Source organism: Aeromonas sp. 11P (assembly GCF_051920165.1).
Lineage (GTDB): Bacteria > Pseudomonadota > Gammaproteobacteria > Enterobacterales > Aeromonadaceae > Aeromonas > Aeromonas veronii.
In genome coordinates this window covers 4,116,631-4,131,737 of sequence record NZ_JBQBDJ010000004.1, presented here as the reverse complement: position 1 = coordinate 4,131,737, position 15,107 = coordinate 4,116,631, and the positions used below count along the sequence as shown (strand labels likewise).

General features: G+C 60.9%; 9 protein-coding genes, 2 tRNA genes and 1 pseudogene. 10 read left to right on the top strand and 2 right to left on the bottom strand.

Going from position 1 to position 15,107, the window contains the following annotated elements; genetic code table 11:
- Nucleotides 1-159: 159 nt before the first annotated feature.
- Nucleotides 160-453: a hypothetical protein gene (locus ACTG1P_RS19205; protein ID WP_005347702.1), complete on the top strand. Its 294-nt coding sequence runs from the start codon at nt 160-162 to the stop codon at nt 451-453.
- A gap of 48 nt (nt 454-501) precedes the next feature.
- On the opposite strand, the gene ACTG1P_RS19200 is transcribed toward ACTG1P_RS19205, so the two are convergent.
- Both ACTG1P_RS19200 and ACTG1P_RS19195 read right to left on the bottom strand, forming a co-directional pair.
- Nucleotides 502-575, bottom strand: a tRNA-Cys gene (locus ACTG1P_RS19200).
- Between the two features lie 57 nt (nt 576-632).
- A tRNA-Gly gene (locus tag ACTG1P_RS19195) sits at nt 633-708 on the bottom strand.
- A 249-nt stretch (nt 709-957) separates the two neighbouring features.
- Between ACTG1P_RS19195 and ACTG1P_RS19190 the strand changes: the two are divergent.
- The 9 genes and pseudogenes from ACTG1P_RS19190 to ACTG1P_RS19150 all read left to right on the top strand — a co-directional run bounded on the left by ACTG1P_RS19190 (nt 958) and on the right by ACTG1P_RS19150 (nt 15,090).
- Nucleotides 958-4,394: pseudogene (locus ACTG1P_RS19190) on the top strand (ATP-binding protein).
- Nucleotides 4,395-4,809: 415 nt separating this feature from the next.
- Nucleotides 4,810-6,495 (top strand): ABC transporter substrate-binding protein, encoded by a 1,686-nt coding sequence (locus ACTG1P_RS19185; protein ID WP_440001969.1) that lies wholly within the window; start codon nt 4,810-4,812, stop codon nt 6,493-6,495.
- Between the two features lie 118 nt (nt 6,496-6,613).
- A complete protein-coding gene (locus tag ACTG1P_RS19180; RefSeq protein WP_005353818.1) occupies nt 6,614-7,597 on the top strand; it encodes an ABC transporter permease in 984 nt (327 codons plus the stop codon).
- Between the two features lies 1 nt (nt 7,598).
- Nucleotides 7,599-8,519, top strand: a complete 921-nt coding sequence (locus ACTG1P_RS19175) for an ABC transporter permease (RefSeq protein ID WP_440001968.1) — start codon at nt 7,599-7,601, stop codon at nt 8,517-8,519.
- Nucleotides 8,516-9,535 (top strand): ABC transporter ATP-binding protein, encoded by a 1,020-nt coding sequence (locus ACTG1P_RS19170; protein WP_005353822.1) that lies wholly within the window; start codon nt 8,516-8,518, stop codon nt 9,533-9,535. The genes ACTG1P_RS19175 and ACTG1P_RS19170 overlap by 4 nt, the downstream gene beginning before the upstream one ends.
- 11 nt (nt 9,536-9,546) lie before the next feature.
- Nucleotides 9,547-10,539, top strand: coding sequence for an ABC transporter ATP-binding protein (locus ACTG1P_RS19165; RefSeq protein ID WP_042061369.1), 993 nt, complete (start codon nt 9,547-9,549; stop codon nt 10,537-10,539).
- Nucleotides 10,540-10,653: 114 nt separating this feature from the next.
- On the top strand, nt 10,654-12,375 hold the full coding sequence (locus ACTG1P_RS19160; RefSeq protein ID WP_440001967.1) for a glycoside hydrolase family 9 protein: 1,722 nt from the start codon (nt 10,654-10,656) through the stop codon (nt 12,373-12,375).
- Nucleotides 12,368-13,240 carry a BadF/BadG/BcrA/BcrD ATPase family protein gene (locus tag ACTG1P_RS19155; RefSeq protein ID WP_440001965.1) on the top strand — a complete coding sequence of 291 codons (873 nt, stop codon included), beginning with the start codon at nt 12,368-12,370 and terminating at the stop codon, nt 13,238-13,240. Before ACTG1P_RS19160 ends, ACTG1P_RS19155 begins: the two co-directional genes overlap by 8 nt.
- Nucleotides 13,225-15,090: a beta-N-acetylhexosaminidase gene (locus tag ACTG1P_RS19150; RefSeq protein WP_440001963.1), complete on the top strand. Its 1,866-nt coding sequence runs from the start codon at nt 13,225-13,227 to the stop codon at nt 15,088-15,090. Before ACTG1P_RS19155 ends, ACTG1P_RS19150 begins: the two co-directional genes overlap by 16 nt.
- The last annotated feature ends 17 nt before the right edge of the window (nt 15,091-15,107 follow it).

Sequence of the window (15,107 nt, the reverse complement as noted above, 5' to 3'; positions counted from 1 at the left end):
AGGATTACTACATCACCAACGCATTTTTTTATAAAAAAATGGTGAAAAACGGGAAATACTGAAAACGGGTTACGTCATTAACCAACAGTTAACAAACTTGCGAAAATCGTGCGCTTTGCCACAGTTATCAGGGGAAAAACATGCAGTAGGGAGACACGCATGAAACTGCCGGAAGTGGCACTGTTGGTGCTGATGGTTGCCCTGACACGGGCACAACTGGAGGAGTGGCAACTGAATCGGGAAGATGCCATCGTGCTGGCCGAACGGGGCGTGCCCACCGTCAGCCTGTGGCAATGCGGCACACTTAAGCAACGGATTGCGGATCTCAACCAGCACAGTGCCGAGGTGCAGTTTCAATATCGGGGGCAAAACATGGCGGATGTGAGCCACTATCTCGAGCGCGAGTGGAAACAGGCTGGCTGCGAACAGTTACTGGTACAGCAAGGATACTGACCAAGGCTCAGACTCGAAGAGTGATGATTGAGATGAACAGAGAGAAGATGGAGGCACGTTCCGGAGTCGAACCGGACTAAACGGATTTGCAATCCGCTGCATAACCGCTTTGCTAACGCGCCATGCTGACAAGACTGATTGTCTTGAAAGTGAGTTCCATCGTTGGTGCGATGGGAAATTGGAGCGGGAAACGAGACTCGAACTCGCGACCCCGACCTTGGCAAGGTCGTGCTCTACCAACTGAGCTATTCCCGCGTTACTGCTTTCGTGCCAGTTGCCTGACAACGAGGCGCATTATACGTACCACGAGCGCCAGCACAACCCCTTTTTCGCAATTTAAGCCCTGATGCAGACTGTTTGCTCAGGGTTTAAACGCCTTGCTGCATTTTTCTCCAGCCAGCTGTGACCCACCAAGCGAATTTGGGATAAAGTCGTTGAAATGATTACGCTTTCGTTCGAGACTTGAGCGGCTTAATAACCGGATTCTCAATTGAAAATCACAAGATGAAATGGATCTTCACGCTTCGTGGGCTCAGGCCGCAGTTAATGCTGGCTTTTTTCATGTTGGGCATGGTGCCCTTTTTGGTCATCACCCTCTTCTTCCTATACAGCCACGGCAAGGATCTCACCACCCAGACCTCCAACCATCTGGTCTCCGTTCGTAATATCAAGAAGAGTCAGCTCGAGGATTACTTCAACAACCTCAAAGAGCAGATCATCAACTTCTCCCAGCAGGATTTTGCCGGCAACAGTATCGGCCGTTTCTATGGCTTTACCGGCGCCTTCGAGAAGTTGGGCACCACACCGCAGGAGGCCCGCAGCCGTGCTCAGGCCCGCTATCTGCCCGGCTCCTGGGATCAACTGCGCAAACCGGACAGTCAGGTGGAGATCGAACCCTCCATCACGGCGCTTATCCTCGCCGACGAGATGTATGGCCGGGTACACCAGCGTTTTCATCGCGGCTATGCCGACATGGTGCGCAAGTCCAACTACAGCGACATCTTTCTGGTGGACCTTAACGGTGATGTGGTCTATTCGGTCACCAAGCACCCTAACTTTGCCACCAATCTGCTCTCCGGCCCCTATCAGGGCAGTGGCTTGGGCCAGACCTTCGCCAAGATCAAACGCCGCCTTGATGGCGGCCAAAAACCGCAGCAGATCTTCGAGTTCACCGATTTTGGCCGCAACGAGCTGACCGGGCAGGTGGTCGCCTACATGGCAGCCCCCGTGATGCAGTACGACTATGTGCGCGGTGTGGTGATTTTCGAGCTGCTGCCGGACAAGCTCAACCAGATCATGGCGGAGCGGGAGGGGCTGGGCGAGACCGGCGAGACCATCCTGATCGGCCCTGACAAGCGGATGCGCGCCGATGCCTGGCTGGCACCGGAGTTCAGCGTCGAGAACAGCTTCAGCACCAATTTCCGGCCGCTGCAAACACCCCTCATCACCAAGACGCTCTCCGGCGAGCAGGGGGTCGGGCTGTTCCACTCCTATCAGGATGACGAGGTGCTGGCCGCCTACACCCAGGTGAAGGTGTTCGATACCGAGTGGGCCTTTATCGCCGAGATCTCCACCTGGGAAGCCTATGCCCCGATCCGCCAGCTGGAAACTCTGGTAATTGTGCTGGGCGCGGGTTCGGTACTGCTGCTGATCCTCTTCTCCCGCTGGCTCTCCCACTCCATCACGGCGCCGCTGCGATCCCTGACCGAAGCAGCCGAGCAGGTGGCCGACGGCGCGCTGGATCACCCCATCGCCATCGAGCGCACCGGTGATGATATCGACCGGCTGGCCGAGGCGTTTCGCCATATGCAGCGCTCGGTGAAGGACAAGATCGAACTGATCGAACAGCAGACCCAGGAGCTGCAACAGCAGGTCAAGCTGACCCACAAGCAGAACCTTAGCCTGCAGCAGGCGGACAAGCTCAAGGATGAACTGCTGGCCAACACCTCCCACGAGCTGCGCACCCCCATTCACGGTATCAAGGGGATGGCCGAGTCGATGCTCGCCAGCCAGCAGGATTTGACCGAAGGGCAGCAAAAACAGCTCGGCCTCATCATCAAGAGCGCAGACGGTCTGGCCCGTCTGGTGGACGATCTGCTGGACTACCATCAGATGCGCTACGGCCAGCTGGAAATCCACTCCCAGCCCGTCTCATCAAAAGGGGTTATCCGGCTGGTGCTGGACCTCTGCCAGCATCTGGTGCAGGCCAAACCCCTCACTCTGGTGGATATCAGCCCGGCCGAACTGCCGCCGGTGCTGGCCGACGAGCAACGGCTCGAACAGGTGCTCTATAACCTGGTGGGCAACGCCATCAAGTACACGCCGCAGGGCAAGGTGGTGCTCAGTGCCATCGTCGAGAACAACTTCCTGCGCATCAAGGTCACCGACACCGGCATCGGCATCGCCCCCGACCATCTGGAACATATCTTCGAGCCGCTAGTACAGATGAGCCCGGAGGTGAGCAAGCAGGGGGCGGGCCTTGGCCTCTCCATCACCCGCCAGCTGGTGCACCTGATGGGGGGCGAGCTGTTTGTCGAGAGCGAGCCGAGCGTTGGTTCTACCTTCGCCTTTACCCTGCCCCTTGCCACCGGTAAAGCGGTCAATCTGACTCAGGGCAGCCGCCAGATCGAGCATCAGCTGGTGCGCCAGCAACCGCTAATCCTGCCGGACTGGGAGAGCGACGATCTGCCCCCTCCCCCGAGGATGCGCCGCTCATTCTGGTGGTGGATGACGAGCCTATCAACCTGCACATCCTGCGCCATCTGCTGCAGCCCTGCGGCTACCGCATCCTGCCCAGCAGTGACGGCCACGATGCGCTGGCCAAGCTGGCCGAGGAGCCGGTGGACCTCATCCTGCTCGACGTGATGATGCCGACCCTCTCCGGTTTTGACGTCTGCCGTCGCCTGCGCCAACAACACCCGAAAGATATGCTGCCGGTGTTGCTGCTTACCGCCCTCAACCAACCCAAGGATATCGAGGAGGGCTTTGGAGCCGGTGCCAACGACTATCTGGTCAAACCCTTCTGCAAGGAGGAGCTGTTTGCCCGGGTCAAGGCACTGCTGGAAGCCAAGGCCGGACGCGCCTCGCTGGTAGAGAACCGGCTTTTGAAGCAGGAGATCGAACATCGCCTCACCCTGCAGGATCGGCTGCATCAGGATCAGCAGCGGCTGCTGGCCCTGCTCGGTGAAGGGGCCGACCCCATGATCTTTATCGACGAGCAGGGCACAGTGCTGTTTGCCTCCCGTGTGCTGGCGCGCCTGCTGGGACAGGAGCCGGAAGCCATGGAGGGGCAGCCCCTCAATGAGTGGCTCGCCACCCCGCTGCAGCAGCAGTGGCCCGACCTTGCCAGCGAGCGGGAACACAATCTGGAGTTTCTGGTGGCCGGGCAGAAGGACGTGCTCAACGCCCGTGCCCTGCCCATCGCGCTCGGAGGACAGGCCGCTTTCGCCCTCACTCTGAGTACCGAGCTTCGTCAGGATGAGAACAGGGTAATGGCGCTGGAGAACGCCCTCAAGAACCTCTCGCGGCAAGCCATCATCGAAGATGAACAGCTGCTGGGCGAGCTGAGCCGCCTGGGTGGCGAGTTCCGTTCGCTGGCCGACGACCTCATTCGCCAGCAGGATGACGAGCCGCTGCGCCGGGCGCTGGTAGAGACCATGCAGCTCACCCTGGATGCCTGGCAGCAGGGGACCGGCAAGGGCAAAATCGTGCTGGCAGAGAAGAGCAAGCTGTGGCGGGTCTATATGGACAGATCCAGCCCGCAGACCCGCACCCTCGACAAATACCTGAGTCTGGACACCCTGCCCAAGTCGCCACGCTGGAAGACGGTCGTGGCCACCACCGAGTATGTGCTGGGCCACTGCCCGCTCAATGACCACCAGCGCCAGCAGTTGCAGCACAGCGCCCAGACCCTGCGTCAACTCGCCAACCGCAAGCCGTGACACGGCGCCCTAAACGGGCGCCGGATCACAATTGGCAATCTGATTTCTTTTTATGCAAAACAAAGCCCCGCACAACCCCGAAACCGAGAGCAGATCCAATTCACAAATTTGTCATATACGCCATTTTCACAGCCACTTTCTACGCGAGAGCAAATAACGCAAACCAATGATTCTAAAAATATAAAAAAGCATTTTGACGAGATTGACGTAACACCGTCAATTTTTACGAAAACAACGAAATCAATAGTTGTTGTTTTCCTGTTAATTCTGGTTTGCTTAGGGCGTTGGAAAACAGAACGACAAAGGTTAGACACCTGACCAACACAGAGGGCCGATTTCATCAGCATGCGAAACCGGTGCTCACACAAAACAAGGCGAACCCTCGGGAATGCCAAAAAATAAGAAAGGAAAACATATGCTTGCCAAAGTATCCAAAATCTCTACCGCTGTAATGCTGGGAACCATGATGCTTGCCGGTGCCGCCGGTAACGCCATGGCCGCAGAAAACAAAACCGTGCTGACCATGGTCGCACAGCAGGAAACCGCCTGGGTCAAGAACTTCAACCCCTTCCTGCAAGCGGGCTTGCTGCACACCACCCGTCACTTCATCTATGAACCACTGGTGATCTTCAACGATATGCAAGGGGGCAAACCCGTCTATCGTCTGGCCACCAACTATGCGTTCAGCGATGACCTGAAATCCGTCACCTTCGATCTGCGTGACGGCGTGAAGTGGTCTGACGGCGAAGCCTTTGATGCCGATGACATCATCTTCTCCTTCAATCTGGTCAAGGCCAACAAGGCGCTGGATGAGCGCTCAATCTGGTCCCAGATCAAGAGCGTCGAGAAGCTGGCCCCGAACAAGGTCAAATTCGACCTGACCGAGGTCAACACCAACGTGGTGAACGATCTGGTGCTGGTACCTATCGTGCCGGAGCATCAGTGGAAATCGGTGAAAGATCCGGTTGCCTTCACCAACGACAAGCCGGTTGGTACTGGCCCCTTCACCGAAGTGGACAACTTCTCCGCCCAGCTCTATACCCAGTGCCGCAACCCGCACTACTGGGATAACGCCAACCTCGCCATCGACTGTATCCGTATGCCGCAGATGGCCACCAACGACCAGGTGCTGGCTGCTGTCATGAAGGGTGACATCGACTGGTTCGGCTCCTTCGTACCGGATATCGAGCGCCTCTACGTCGGCAACGATCCGAAGAACAACAAATACTGGTTCCCGGCCTCCGGTACCGTGGCATTCAACGTCAACTTCCAGACCAAGAACCCGGGCAATAACGAAGCCTTCAACGACATCAACTTCCGCCGCGCCTTCTCCATGGCGATGGACCGCCAGTCCATGGTGGATATCGCGGGCTACGGCTACCCCACCGTCAACGAATACCCGTCAGGTCTGGGCAAAGCCTTTGACTCCTGGAACAACCCGGAAGTGGACAAGAAGTACGGCAAGTACAACAAGTTCGATCTGGAAGGGGCCAAGGCCCTGCTGAAAGAGGCAGGCTACAAGGATTGTGACGGCGACAAGTTCCTCGACACCCCGAGCTGCAAAAAGATCGAGTTCAAGGTACTGGTACCGAACGGCTGGACCGACTGGGTCAACACAGTTCAGATTGGTGTAGAAGGGCTGCAGGCGCTGGGCCTGAACGCCAAGACCGCCACCCCGGAAGCGACCGTCTGGACCGAGAACCTGATCACCGGTGACTTCGACGTCGCCCTGCAGGGTTACTTTGCCGGTGCAAACCCGCACAAGTACTTCGAGACCGCCTTCCACTCCCGCAACATGGGTGAGCGTGGCAACCGCTTCGCCGCGCCCCGTTACAAGGATCCCGAGCTCGACAAGCTGATCGATGACTTCACCCAGACCGCCGATGCGGCTAAGCAGAAGGAGATCATGTTCGCCATCCAGGATCGTGTTGGTGCCAACCAGACCATCATTCCGGTCTTCAACAACCCGACCTGGTATGAGTACAGCACCAAGCGCTTCAACGGCTGGTTCAGTGCTGATAACCCGGTAGCCAAACCTCAGCTCCACCCGGACACCCCTGAGCGTCTGCTGCACGTGTTGTCCCTCAAGCCAAACAGCTAAACAATCCCGGCCCCCTGCGGGGGGCCATCTTCCCCGTTAATCCCCTTCTTGCCCGGTTTTTCCGGGGTTGGGGTAGCTATACCCGACGCGGGGCAGACTTGCAGTAAAAGGTACCATCATGGGATTCATACTGAGACGCTTTTCCTTCTACCTGGTTGCCTTTCTGGTAGCCGCCACCATCAACTTCCTGTTACCCCGTGCCATGCCAGGGGATCCTGTCTCCGTGATGTTTGCCCGCGCTGGCGCCATGATGGAACCCGCCGCCCTGGAAGCCCTCAAAGCCACCTTCGGCTTTGTCGACGGCCCCATCGGCACCCAGTTTCTCACCTATGTGAAGAGTGTCTTCACCTGGGATCTCGGCACCTCGGTGCGCTTCTACCCACAGCAGGTCTCTGACGTGCTGGGTCGTGCCATCGGCTGGACCCTGTTTCTGGTCGGCACCTCCACCATCCTGAGCTTCTCCATCGGTTCCATCGTCGGCATCTTCGCCGCCTGGTATCGCGGCGGCCGGATGGACAGCATTCTCTCCCCGCTCACCCTGGTGATGCAGGCCATTCCGCCGGTGGTGGTCTCTCTGCTCGCCCTGTTCCTGTTCGGGGTCAGCCTCGAGTGGCTGCCCATCGGCTACGCCTACAGCCCGGAGATCAAGGCTGACTGGGGCTGGGAGCACATCAAGAGCATCATGACTCACGCCATCATGCCGGTGCTGACCCTGGCCGTGGTGCAGGTGGGGGGCTTTCTCATCACCATGCGCAACAACATGATCAACCTGCTGGGTGAGGATTACATCACCATGGCCAAGGCCAAGGGGCTCTCCAGCAACCGGGTGATCTTCAACTACGGCGCCCGCAACGCCATTCTGCCCAGCGTCACCGCCCTCTCCATGGCGCTCGGTTTCGTCATCGGTGGCTCTCTCATCACCGAAGTGATCTTCAACTATCCCGGTCTGGGCCTGACCCTCTATCAGGGCATTCTGGCCCGCGACTACCCGCTCATTCAGGGGCAGCTGCTCATCATGACCATCACCATGCTCAGCTTCAATTTCCTGGCCGACGTGCTCTACGTCTTCCTGGATCCCCGTCTGCGTACAGGAGGCAAATAAGATGCGTATGCCGACCATTCTCAAAATCCTGCTGGGCAACAAGAAGGCTGCCTGTGGCCTCGCCATCGTGGTTGCCTTCGTACTGATGGCCCTCTTTGCCCCCATTCTGGCCAGCAACGAGCCGACCAAGCGGGTGGCTCGCCCGCACCAGCCGCCCAGTGCCGAGTTCGTGATGGGGTCCACCCGCATGGGCCACGATATCTGGGCCCAGTTCACCAACGGAGCCCGTATCTCGCTGCTGGTGGGCTTCAGCGCAGGCCTGCTGGTCTGCACCCTGGCCGTCGCCATCGGCATCACCGCCGGTTACTTCGGGGGCCTGGTGGATGAGTGCCTCACCTTCCTGATGAACGTGGTGCTGGTGATCCCCAACCTCCCCTTGCTACTGGTACTGGCGAGCTTTATCGGGGAGGCGTCACCGGCGGTGATTGCCGTGATAATAGGGTTGACCTCCTGGGCCTATGGCGCGCGGGTCATCCGTGCCCAGACCCTGGCGCTGCGCGAGAAGGAGTTCGTCATCGCCGCCGAAGTGCTGGGCGAGCCAGCCTGGCGCATCATTCTGGTGGAGATCCTGCCCAACCTCATCTCCATCATCGGGGTGAGCTTCATCGGCTCCATCATCTACGCCATCGTCACCGAAGCGACCCTGGAGTTCCTCGGCCTCGGCGACCCGACCGTGGTGAGCTGGGGCATCATGCTCTACAACGCCCAGACCTCCAGCGCCATTCTGGTCGGCGCCTGGTGGGAGATCCTGGCCCCCTGCTTTGCCATCGCCACCCTGGGTGCCGGTCTGGCTCTGCTCAACTTCGCCATCGACGAGATTGCCAACCCGCAGCTGCGCTCCCACAAAGGGTTGAGCCGCTGGAAGAAACTCGCGGCGCCGGTCACCACTCCGATTGCCACAGTACAGGAGAAGACAGCATGAACAAGCATCCCCTGCTGTCAGTACGCAATCTTTGCGTTGACTACATCACCGAAAATGGCGACGTGCGCGCCGTCAACTCGGTGAGCTTCGATATCAGACAGGGCGAGATCTTCGGTCTCGCCGGTGAGTCGGGCTGCGGCAAATCCACCGTCGCCTTCTCGGTAGCCCGGCTGCACAAGCCACCCGCCTACATCAGCGGTGGCGAGATCCTGTTCAAAGGGGAGAACATCCTCCACTACGGTGACGAGCGGCTGCGCTCCTACCGCTGGCAACAGGTGTCGGTAGTGTTCCAGTCCGCCATGAACGCCCTGAACCCTGTGTTGCGGATGGAGGAGCAGTTCTGCGACGTGCTGCTGGCCCACAACCCCGGCATGACCCGTTACGAGGCGATCAAGCGCGCCCAGGAGCTGCTCACCATTGTCGATATCCACCCGAGCCGGCTCAAGGACTACCCGCACCAGTTCTCCGGCGGCATGCGCCAGCGGCTGGTGATCGCCATCGCCATGGCGCTCAACCCCGAGCTACTGATCATGGATGAGCCAACCACGGCGCTCGATGTGGTGGTACAGCGGGAGATCCTGCAGAAGGTCTATGCCCTGAAAGAGAAGTTCAACTTCTCCATTCTGTTCATCACCCACGACCTCTCCCTGATGGTGGAGTTCTGCGATCGCATCGGCATCATGTATGCCGGTGAGCTGGTAGAAGTCGCCCCCTCCAAGGCGATCCTGACCGCGCCGCTGCACCCCTATACCAGAGGGCTGGGCAACTCCTTCCCGCCCCTGCACGGGCCGAAGAAGGTGCTGGAGGGGATCCCGGGCACCCCGCTCAACCTGCTGGAGGTGCCGGTCGGCTGCCGCTTTCAGGCCCGCTGCGGCAAGGTGCACGATCGCTGCCGTCAGGAGTACACCAAATTGGCCGAGATCCGCCCCGGGCAACAGACCGCCTGCCACCTCTATGAAGAGCAGGGGCTGCAACAAGATTCCGTGATCTATCTGGACAAGGCCGCTGGCTGTTAAGGATGTCTGTCATGCAAATCGCCAAAACCGATGCACCCATCATCGAAGTCCAGCATCTCTACAAGGACTTCCCCATCAACTCCAATGCCATCAAGAGTGGCAAGATGCGGGCCCTCTCCGACATCACCTTCAACCTGCACCGGGGCCGCGCCCTGGCGGTAGTCGGTGAGTCGGGCTCCGGCAAGAGCACCATCGCCAAGATCATCGCCAAGATGTACAAGCTCAGTGCCGGGCGCATTCTCTATCGCGGCCACGATCTGGAGGAGTTCAACAAGGGCACCGCCCTGCTGGACTATCGCCAGAGCGTGCAGATGGTGTGGCAAGACCCGTTCGGTTCATTGAACCCGACCCACACTATCTATCACCACATCGCCCGCCCCCTGCTGCTGCACAGCAAGGTGATCGACAAGAAAGATCTGCCCGACATGGTCCACGCCCTGCTGGAGAAGGTCGGTCTGACCCCGGCCAAGGCGACTGCGGCCAAATATCCGCACCAGCTCTCCGGCGGCCAGCGCCAGCGGGTCAACATTGCCCGCAACCTGGCGGTGGAGGCGGAAGTGGTGCTGGCGGACGAGCCGACCTCCATGCTCGACGTCTCCATTCGCATCGGCATCCTCAACCTGATGGAGCAGATGAAGAATGAGCTTGGCGTCTCCATGCTCTACATCACCCACGACATCGCCACCGCCCGCTATGTGGCGGAAGATCTGGCGGTGATGTATGTGGGCCACATGGTGGAGTGGGGCGAGGTGGACGAGATCCTGCACCACCCGCAGCACCCCTACACCCAGCTGCTCATCTCGGCGGTGCCCGATCCCGAGAAGAGCATCCACGCCGAGCTGGAGGGGGGCCGCAAGGGGGAGATCCCGCTCTGGACGCCGGAGTCCTGCGGTTGCCCGTTTGCCGGGCGCTGCAATCAGGCGATGCCCCGCTGCAAGGAAGCACTGCCTGCCATCACCAAGCTTGCCGACAACCACTTCGTGCGCTGCTACCTCTACGAGTGATGGTGCACCTTAGACCGGCCGGACAGCCCTGTTCGGCCATGCCTCGATACGGGGCGGCCACAGCCCCGTGATGTGCCTCACCGCCCGGCGGTGAACCACAGGAGTAATACCTTGATGGAACTCTTGATCAATCAGGTGGGCTACGAGTGCGACGGCCACAAGGTCGCCTTGTTGCAAACCTCCCCCGCTCCTGATCTCGGCGGCTATGTCAGGCTGCAACGCCTTGATGATGGCCAGATCCTGTTTGAAACTCCGCTGCAACCGGCTGGCAGCGTCCCAGGCTGGCAGGGCCGCGCTTACTGGCGCGCCGACTTCTCCGCCTTCAAAGAGCCCGGCCACTATCGGCTGGAGGCGATCACTGCCCAAGGCATAGTCCGCTCGACCCGCTTTGCCATCGGCCAGGATCTGCTGGCCAGCCGCTGCCTCTCGGACGTTATCCACTACTTCAAGGGGCAGCGCGCCAGCGGCACCTTCGATCGGGCCGACCGCAACGCCCGCCTTTTTGGCACCGACCAGCACAAAGATGTGCACGGCGGTTGGTTCGATGCCAGCGGCGACATGAGCAAGTACCTGAGCCACCTCTCCTACGCCAACTACCTCAACCCCCAGCAGACCCCCATGGTGGTTTGGGCCCTGCTCAAGTGCCGGGAACTGCTGGCCCCACGCCGCGATATCGACGGAGTGAACCTCTGCAAGCGGCTCAATGACGAGGCGCTGCACGGAGCCGATTTCCTCTGCCGGATGCAGGATGAGTCGGGCTTCTTCTTCATGACCCTGTTCGACAAGTGGAGCAAGGATCCCGCCCAGCGCGAGCTGTGCGCCTATGCCACCCAGCAGGGGCTCAAGTCTGCCAACTGGCAGGCGGGGTTCCGCCAAGGGGGCGGCATGGCCATCGCCGCGCTGGCCCGCGCCGCCCGCGAGAGCGTCAGTGGCGACTTCGATGCCAGCCGCTACGCCGAGGCAGCCAAACGCGGCTACCTGCATCTGTGCGAGCACAACCTTGCCTATCTCGACGATGGGGCCGAGAACATCATCGACGATTACTGCGCCCTGCTGGCGGCGGTGGAGCTGACCCGCACCTTCGGCAACGAGTGGCTGAATGAGGCGAGAGCCCGTGCCAGCAAGCTCTGTGCCCGCCAGCGCATTCATCCGGAGCTTGGTCACTACTGGTCGGCCAACGAGGATGGCTCGCGCCCCTACTACCACGCAGCAGAAGCTGGTCTGCCGGTGCTGGCGCTGCTGGAATATCTGGGGGTAGAGCCGGATAAGGAGCACAAGGCCCAAGCACAAACCGTGGTGGAGCAGGCGCTGGCCGCCGAGCTGGCGCTCTGTGCCCGCGCGGGCAACCCCTTCTCCCTCGCCCGCCAATATGTGAAAGGGGTGGATGAAGCGCCGCGCGTCAGCTTCTTTATGCCCCACAACAACGAATCCGGTTACTGGTGGCAGGGGGAGAACGCCCGCCTCGCCTCGCTGGCGGCCATGGCCTTTGCTGGCGCCCGCCACTTCCCCCGCCAGAGCCAGCCGCTGCTCACTTATGGCCAGCGCCAACTCGACTGGATCCTCGGGCAAAACCCGTTCAACGCCTGCATGCTGGCGGGCCACGGCATCAACAACCCCGCCTATACCGCCGGTTATCCCAATGCGCAGGGGGGCATCTGCAACGGCATCACCGCTGGCTTCGATGACGAGAACGATGTGGCCTTTATCCCGGAGGAGTACAAGGATCGGCTGGATCAGAACTGGCGCTGGGGCGAGCAGTGGATTCCCCACGCAGCCTGGTTTGCCCTGGCTATCAGCTGGCAGAATGCGCAGGGAAATGGAGGTCGCCATGATTGAGTTCTGGGTCGGCGTCGATGGCGGGGGCACCCACACCCGCGCCCGCATTCGGGATCGGGCGGGCAAACTGCTCGGAGAGGGGCGCGCGGCCGGCTCCAATCTGGAGCTGGGCATCCCCCATGCCCACGCCAATGTGCTGGCCGCCATCGCCAGCGCCCGCCTTGCCGCCGGGATCGCTATCGAGAGTGAACAGCAGATGGGGGTCGGGCTGGCGCTCGCCTCCGCCGAGCTGGCCGACTGCTATCACGCCCTGCTCGAGATGCCCTTCCCCTTTGCCAGCGTCAGGCTCACCTCCGATGCCTTCGGTGCCTGCCTCGGCGCCTTTGGCGGCCGTGAGGGGGCCATTCTGATCGCCGGTACCGGCTCGGTGGGGCTGGTCTATCAGGAGGGGCAGATCCGCACCTGCTCCGGCCGCGGCTTCCCCATTTCAGATATAGGCAGCGGTGCCTGGCTGGGGCTGCGCGCCATCCAGCAATCCCTGCTCTGCCACGACGGCATTCTGCCCCCCAGCACCCTCGCCATCCGCTTGATGGATCGCTTCAGGCGGGATCAGGCCGAGGTGGTACGCTGGGCCGCCCGCGCCATTCCGGCGGACTATGGCCACTTTGCCCCCTGGGTATTCGATGCCGCCAGCGATGGCGACGAGCTCGCCAATCAGCTGCTGGACGAAACCTGCGAACAGCTGCGGATCCTGCTGGAGGGAATGACCCAGCTGGGTGCCAGACAGATCGCCCTGCTGGGGGGAATTGGCACCCGCCTCGCCCCCCGTCTCGACCAGCTCAACCTGATCCCCCCCCAGGCAGATGCGCTCGATGGCGCCATCCTGTTTGCCCAATCAGAGGATTTTCCATGTCTACACCCCTGATCCACACCCAGGTCGCCCGACGTGACGGCGAGGATGTCTGGTTCACCTTCACCCTCTCCTGCGTGCCGGATACCAAGTGGAAGCTGCACTTCTGTCTGGCTCGCCATATCGACCCCGACTCCTTGCAAGGGGGCGAGCTGGAGCGCCAGAGCGGCAGCTACAAGGTGATTGTCCCGAAAGCGGACAGCTGCGAGCTGCGCTTTTGCTGCCGCCAGACCCCCATCAAGAAGCTCTCCGACATGCCGCAGGGCTTCTTCCTTAGCTTGCCGGAGGCGACCACAGGTGCCCAGCTGCTGCCGGTGACGCTGGCCGCTCAGGATCTCGGACTGGAGAACCCGCCGGTAACCCGCCCCGACTTGCCGGATGTCGAGCCCCTACCCGGAATCGTGCCGCAACCGGCCCATCTGGTGCAACTGGAGGGGAACTTCCGGCTGGCCGAGCGGGCACATGTCAGCGCCCCTCACGATGTGCCGAAGCTGCTGGCCCACTTCAACGAGCTGACATCGCTGGCGCTGGAGCAGGATCACGACGCTGAAATCCGGCTGACCGAGGCCAAACTGGCCCCCGAAGCCTACCAACTCACCATCACGCCGCAGGAGGTGGTGATTGCCGCCGCCGACGAAGCGGGCTGGCGTCATGGGCTGGTCACGCTAGCCCAGTGGTATCTGCAACATGGGGAGAGCCTGCCCTGCGTCACGCTGGAGGATGCCCCGCGCTTTGGCTTTCGCGGCATTTTTCTCGACTGCGCCCGTCACTTCCACACTCCGGCCACCATCAAGCGCCTGCTCAAACTGATGAGCCTCTACAAGTTCAATCGCTTCCACTGGCATCTGACCGATGACGAGGGGTGGCGACTCGAGATAAAGACCTTCCCGGAGCTGACCGACGTGGGTGCCTGGCGAGGCCACGATCTGGCGATCGGCCCCCAGCTCAGCGGCGGCGCCGAACCCTATGGCGGCTACTACACCCAGAGCGAGGTGAAGGAGCTGGTGAGCTATGCCGGTGAGCTCGGCATCACCGTCATTCCCGAGATCGACATTCCGGGCCACTGTCACGCCGCCATCAAGGCGCTGCCCGAGTTGCTGATAGAAACGGCGGATCACTCCCGCTACCGCTCGGTGCAGCATTTCGATGACAACGTGCTCAATCCTGCCCTGCCCGGCACCTACCGCTTCCTGGAGGCGGTGCTGGACGAGGTGTGCGAACTCTTCCCCGGCCCGCAGATCCACATGGGAGGTGACGAGGTGCCGACCGGGGTCTGGACCGACAGCCCCGCCTGCCAGCAGCTGATGGTCGAACAGGGCTACGCCGACTGCCGCGAGCTGCAGGGCCATCTGCTGCGCCACTGCCAGCGCTATCTGGCCGCCAGAGGCAAACAGATGATCGGCTGGGAGGAGATCCTGCATGGCGACAAGGTGAGCCGCAAAGCGGCCATCTGTGCCTGGACAAGCTTTCAGGCGGGGCTGGACGCTGCCGCGGCCGGTTATCCGGTGGTGATGGCGCCCGCCCAGTTCCTCTATCTCGATCTCGCCTGGAGCGCCGATATTCATGAACCCGGCCTCTACTGGGCGGGGACCCTCAATCTGGAGCAGGTCTACTCGTGTGACCCTGCCCCAGCCGATTTCCATGCCAACGATAACATCCTCGGGGTGCTGAGCCCCTTGTGGTCAGAATTGATCACCAGCCGTGATCGTCTCGACTACATGTTGTTCCCGCGTATGCTGGCCACGGCCGAGGTTGCCTGGAGCGAACCCGCCCACAAGGGCTGGGAGCTCTTCGCCGCCCGCCTGCCGGGTCAGCTGCAGATCCTCGATCAGTTGCAGGTGCGCTACCGGATGCCACAGAGGTAATGTTGTCTCTACTTTGG